Source organism: uncultured Planktosalinus sp., from assembly GCF_963973675.1.
Taxonomy (GTDB): domain Bacteria; phylum Bacteroidota; class Bacteroidia; order Flavobacteriales; family Flavobacteriaceae; genus Planktosalinus.
Map to the genome: position 1 here is coordinate 1 of NZ_CAXBAN010000164.1, position 5,708 is coordinate 5,708.

4 protein-coding genes and 1 pseudogene are annotated in these 5,708 nt (G+C 41.0%); 3 read left to right on the forward strand and 2 right to left on the reverse strand.

Annotated elements, in window-relative coordinates:
- Positions 1 to 163 precede the first annotated feature (163 nt).
- The 3 genes and pseudogenes from AACY61_RS07735 to rodA all read left to right on the forward strand — a co-directional run bounded on the left by AACY61_RS07735 (position 164) and on the right by rodA (position 3,754).
- The gene (locus tag AACY61_RS07735; protein ID WP_339611001.1) at positions 164 to 673 is read left to right on the forward strand and encodes a rod shape-determining protein MreD; all 510 of its coding nucleotides are present in this window, start codon (positions 164 to 166) and stop codon (positions 671 to 673) included.
- A pseudogene (locus AACY61_RS07740) lies at positions 670 to 2,567 on the forward strand (penicillin-binding transpeptidase domain-containing protein). Before AACY61_RS07735 ends, AACY61_RS07740 begins: the two are co-directional and overlap by 4 nt.
- Entirely contained in the window at positions 2,543 to 3,754 is a 1,212-nt protein-coding gene (gene rodA / locus AACY61_RS07745) for a rod shape-determining protein RodA (RefSeq protein WP_339611002.1), read from the forward strand. The pseudogene AACY61_RS07740 and the gene rodA overlap by 25 nt, the downstream one beginning before the upstream one ends.
- 31 nt (positions 3,755 to 3,785) lie before the next feature.
- Here the strand turns inward: rodA and galE are convergent, their stop codons facing one another.
- Complete coding sequence (galE, locus tag AACY61_RS07750; RefSeq protein WP_339611003.1) at positions 3,786 to 4,814, reverse strand: UDP-glucose 4-epimerase GalE; 1,029 nt, start codon at positions 4,812 to 4,814, stop codon at positions 3,786 to 3,788.
- Between the two features lie 83 nt (positions 4,815 to 4,897).
- Positions 4,898 to 5,708 (reverse strand): DegT/DnrJ/EryC1/StrS family aminotransferase (locus AACY61_RS07755; protein ID WP_339611004.1); only part of this gene is annotated, 811 nt, incomplete at its 5' end.

Consider the following 5,708-nt stretch of genomic DNA (forward strand, 5'->3'; position numbering starts at 1 on the left):
AAAGATTTATTAGTGGGTACTGTTAGTGATTTTAAATTTGACAATAGTGGTAATTTTTACATTATCAACATACAACTCTTCAATGATATGACCAGCACAAGCCAAGTCTATTTAATTGAACATACTGAAGCAGAAGAAATTCAGGAATTAGAATCAAAAAGCCATGATGAATAATCCTGTTATTTTAAATAGTGGACGCTTTATTTTACTTGTGTTAATACAAGTGTTTGTATTTAACAATATAAATCTATTTGGGTACATCAATCCTTCTGTTTACTTACTGTTTCTGATTCTTTTTCCCGTAAAAGTGGATCGTTCCTTGTTTATATTCTTAGGTTTTTTACTGGGAATAACGATGGATTTTTTTAACAATACCGGTGGTGTGCACGCCGCCGCTTGTTTAATGGCCGCTTATGCACGTCCTTTGATACTGAAGTATTCGTTTGGTGTAAGTTATGAATACAACACCCTAAAAATAGCTCAAACCCCAATCGGCGGTCGATTGAGCTACATTAGCTCCATGGTGCTCATCCACCACTTATTAGTGTATTTCTTGGAAATTTTTAATTTAAGCCATACATTTTTTATTTTAAAGACCGTGCTGCTTTCAAGTGTCTTCACGATTTTGATGGCGGTGGTCTTCATGATCCTCTTCAGTAAAAAACAGCGATGAGAAAACTACTTATTTACATACTAGTTCTTGTTACAGGTATTGTTTTCACTGCCCGCTTAGTATATTTACAGGTTGTTGACAGCAGTTTAAAAATCAGATCTGAACTCAATGCTGTTTCTAAAGTATACAATTTTCCACAACGCGGATTTATTTATGATCGCAATGACAAGCTCCTGGTTTCAAATCAACCTTCTTATGACGTCATGGTTATTCCAAATGAGGTCAAGAAACTGGATACCTTGGCATTTTGCACGCTATTAGGCATCAACAAGGAAGAGCTTACAAACCGGCTTCATCGGGCACGTGGTTACTCACCACGCCTTCCCTCGGTGGTGCTTCCTCAGTTGACCAAAGAAGAATACGCCCATTTACAGGAAAGTATGTACCGTTTTCCGGGGTTTTATATTCAAAAGCGTTCCCTTCGTGATTATCAGGTAGCACATTCGGCAAATGTGTTGGGTTTTATAGCAGAAGCAAGTCCTCGAATTATTGCTCAAAACCCTTATTATCAAATGGGTGATTTAATTGGGATACAAGGAGTTGAAAAACAATATGAAGAAGTTTTGAGAGGGCAAAAAGGAGTGAGTTTCATACAAAAAGACCGATTTAACCGCGCTTTGGGCCCCTATAAAGAAGGGTTGTATGACACGCTTCCGGTTCATGGTAAAGACATCACGCTAACTTTGGATGAAGAGTTACAGGCTTATGGTGAATTATTGATGCAAAACAAACGCGGAGGAATTGTAGCCATTGAACCCAAAACTGGTGAAATCTTGGCTTTGGAAGAAAAAGATCAAAAAATTATACAGCACTCTATTATGATAGCATTGCCAAACCACTTTATGACAGAGGACTGTTGGCAGAATACCCCCCCGGCTCCACTTTTAAAATTGTCAATGCCCTCATTGCCTTAGAAGAAGGTGTTGTAGATCCAAATGACACCTTCAGGTGTAACAATGGTTTTAGCTATGGTCGAGGTGCCTTTATGGGGTGCCACGCCCATCCAAGCCCGGTAAACCTCCACCTGGGCGTTTATGAATCGTGCAATGCCTATTTTGGCAATGTTTACAGACGCACTATAGATAAGTATGACACCCCGCAGGAAGGTGTGGACAATTGGGTTAGCCATGTTCAAAGTTTTGGCCTTGGTGATTTTTTAGGAAATGATTTGCCCGTTGGCCGGCCCGGTAAGGTGCCCACTTCAGCTTACTACGATAAAATCTACAACTACCCCACCCGAAAATGGTTTAGTTCTGCAATTATTTCAAATGCTATTGGTCAGGGCGAGGTCAACACCACACCCATTCAACTGGCCAATATGACGGCCGCCATAGCCAACAGAGGGTATTATTACACACCTCATATTTTAAAAGAAATTGACGGTGTTCCCATAAAAGACTCAGCATACACTACCCGAAATAACACCACCATAGCTCAGGAGCATTTTGAACCCGTTATAGAAGGCATGTTTGATGTATATAATAAAGGAACGGCAAAATACCTTCAGGTTCCGGGCATCGAAATTTGTGGTAAAACAGGGACTGCAGAAAACTTTACCCGAATTGACGGAAAGCGCGTACAACTAACAGATCATTCAATCTTTATTGCATTTGCCCCCAAGGACAATCCCAAAATAGCTCTTGCAGTATTTGTCGAAAATGGATACTGGGGAGGAAGGTATGCCGGAAGAATAGCAGGCTTAATGATTGAAAAATACCTGCGGGGTGAAATTACCCGAACAGACATGGAAAAATGGATACTTTCAAACAGTTTGGAAGAGGAATATGCCAAACCCCAAAGCGGGAAACCCTTTAAAATCAATCACTGCAAGGAACAACACCCATTGGAAAATTTGACTGGACGACTATCTTGCTCTATTTTGCTTTGGTGGTGATTGGCTGGTTTAATATCTATTCTGCTTCACTTTCTGAAACGGCCACTGTTTTTTTTGATTTTCAAAACATCCATAGCAAACAACTGGCTTGGATAGGCTTAAGCATTGTGCTAATTTTGTTTATACTTGGCGTAGATTCTAAGTTTTATGAACGCTTTTCAAGTGTCATTTATTTAGTTGCCATACTCTCATTAGCCGGTTTATTTATTTTTGGAAGTACGATAGCAGGGCAACGGGCATGGTATGTACTTGGTGGCGTGAGTCTTCAGCCGGCCGAGTTTGTGAAAGCTGCCACTGCACTGGCTATGGCCAAGTATTTAAGCGATATACAAACTAATATCAAAGAATTTAAAGACCAGCTAAAAGCCTTTTTGATTCTTAGTATTCCCATTGTTTTAATTTTAATGCAACCTGATCCGGGAAGTGCCTTGATTTATTTCGCATTTATTTTTCCCATGTATCGCGAGGGATTGCACGCTTCCTATCTATTGCTTGGTTTTTTTGCTGCATTCCTGTTTGTGGTTACCCTGGCATTTGACCCCCCCTTGGTGATTGCAGGAGTGATTTTATTAGCCTTCACACTCTTCCTTAAAAACCGAAAAAAAAGACCCTCGATCTTCAAGTATGTTGTGGTCGTATTGGTTTGCTCAGGTTTTTCCCTTTCAGTAGATTTTGTGTTTGACCAGGTCTTTAAACAACATCACCGTGACCGGTTCAACATTGTTTTAGGAAAAGAAATAGATATCAAAGGAGTTGGTTATAATACCAACCAAAGTGAAATTGCCATTGGTAGCGGAGGCTGGTTTGGAAAAGGCTGGACACAAGGCACGCAAACCAAAGGAAATTTTGTGCCCGAGCAACACACAGATTATATTTTTAGTACTGTAGGAGAAGAATGGGGTTTTGCCGGAAGCTTTTTGGTGGTACTCTTGTTTGTCTTTTTAATAATCAGGCTGCTGTATCTGGCTGAAAAACAACATTCCACTTTTAACCGGGTGTATGGTTATAGTGTGGCCTCCATTTTGTTTGTTCACTTTTTTGTAAACATCAGTATGGTCATCGGCTTATTTCCCACAGTGGGGATTCCGTTGCCATTTTTAAGTTATGGCGGGTCTGCGCTTTGGGGGTTTTCGGTTTTTATATATATATTCTTACGGCTTGACAGTCAAAAACATATTCACGGTTAAAGCTCCGTAAAGGGTTAACCAACTCATTGTTCTAATAGTCTTTCTTTTTGAGTTTCACCTTCTGTTCCCATTTCCACGCAGAGCGCAGTGATTCCTCGAGGTTTCTTTTTGCTTTCCATCCCAGTTCGTTGTTTGCCAGACCGGTATCTGCATAAACCGCTGTCACATCTCCCGGACGTCGGTTTACAACTTTATAATTTAAAGGCATTTGTGATACGTTTTCAAATGCCTGTATCACTTCCAATACTGAGGAGCCCTTACCTGTTCCCACATTGAACACTTCAAAGGGGGTCTTGTTTTTCTTTTCCAACAAACGCTGCAACGCAATTACGTGAGCTTCTGCCAGATCCATCACGTGAATGTAGTCTCGAATGCAGGTGCCGTCTTCGGTGGGGTAGTCATCCCCAAAAACAGCCAATTGCTCGCGCAGTCCGATGGCTGTTTGAGTGATGAAAGGCACCAGATTTTGTGGAACCCCAAGCGGCAGCTCCCCTATCTCAACAGATTCATGGGCGCCGATTGGGTTGAAATAACGTAAGGCAATTGCTTTTAAAGCCGATACCTGAGTGGTGTCGAAAATAATTTCTTCACTTATTTGTTTGGTATTTCCATAGGGGGAAGTTGCCTTCTTTATGGGTGCTTTTTCAGTGATGGGTAAGCGATCAGGCTCACCATAAACAGTACAGGATGAACTGAATATAAAGTTTTGTATCTCATACTTGGCACATTCCTGAAGTAAATAGACCAAGGTGCTTAGGTTATTTTCATAATAAAGCAAGGGGTTTTCAACACTTTCTCCAACAGCTTTGGATGCGGCAAAATGAATGATTCCGTCAATTTCCCTATGGGTCTTAAAGTAATGGTGTACATCCTCTTTATTCCGTAAATCAAGGTACTTAAACTGAGGGGTTTCTCCGGTAATACTTGCTATGTCCTCTAAAACATCTATTGATGAATTTGACATATTATCAACGATCAAAACCTCAAAGCCGGCTTGTTGCAAGGCAACTGCCGTATGTGAACCAATGTAACCTAAACCTCCTGTAACTAGTATTTTCATAACCCACACCCCCACAAAAGCGGGGATTCCATATTTTAATAATTAAACTTCAATTGCAATTCAAATTACCGAGATTCCTGCCTTCACAAGAATTCTAAAATTGTATTTGTAATATAACCAATCTGCTCATCATCCAGCTCGGTATGCATGGGTAAGGAAATCACCTCTTTCACCAAGCGGTTGGTGACCGGAAAATCGGCTTCGTTATACCGGCTGTCCTTATAAGCTTTCTGGCTGTGCAATGGAATGGGGTAATAAATACCATGCGGAATGCCTTTTTCCTGAAGGTGTTTGGCAAGGGCATCACGTTTACCATTGGTGATTTTTAAGGTGTATTGATGAAATACGTGGCAATCGCAGGTTTCACAAATACCTTTGGTTTTTGAGCAATCTACATTTGGGTTGGTGACAGGTGTTTCAATGGCCGGATGATTTTTCAATGCTGTAGTATATTTTCCGGCTGCTTCCTGACGGGCTTTGTTGTAGCTGTCAAGTTTTGGTAGTTTTGCTCGTAATACTGCCGCTTGAATAGAATCCAACCGTGAGTTTACACCCACAACATCGTGATAGTAGCGCTCATACATTCCGTGATTGACAATTCCGCGCAGAGTATGTGCCAGGTCATCATCGTTGGTGAAAATTGCACCCCCGTCGCCATAGCAACCTAAATTTTTAGAAGGAAAAAACGAGGTCGCACCCACGTGACCAATGGTTCCCGCTTTCTTTTTGCTGCCGTTTTTAAACGTATAATTGGCACCGATGGCCTGTGCGTTGTCTTCAATTACATACAAGTTGTGTTTTTCGGCAACCGCCATTACAGCATCCATATTGGCACACTGTCCGAATAAATGAACAGGGACAATGGCTTTTGTTTTGGGAGTAATTGCTTTTTCA

Excerpts from the sequence above, each read along its gene's own strand:
- galE (WP_339611003.1), bottom strand. The coding sequence starts at position 4,814 with ATGAAAATACTAGTTACAGGAGGTTTAGGTTACATTGGTTCACATACG.
- AACY61_RS07735 (WP_339611001.1), top strand. The coding sequence starts at position 164 with ATGATGAATAATCCTGTTATTTTAAATAGTGGACGCTTTATTTTACTT.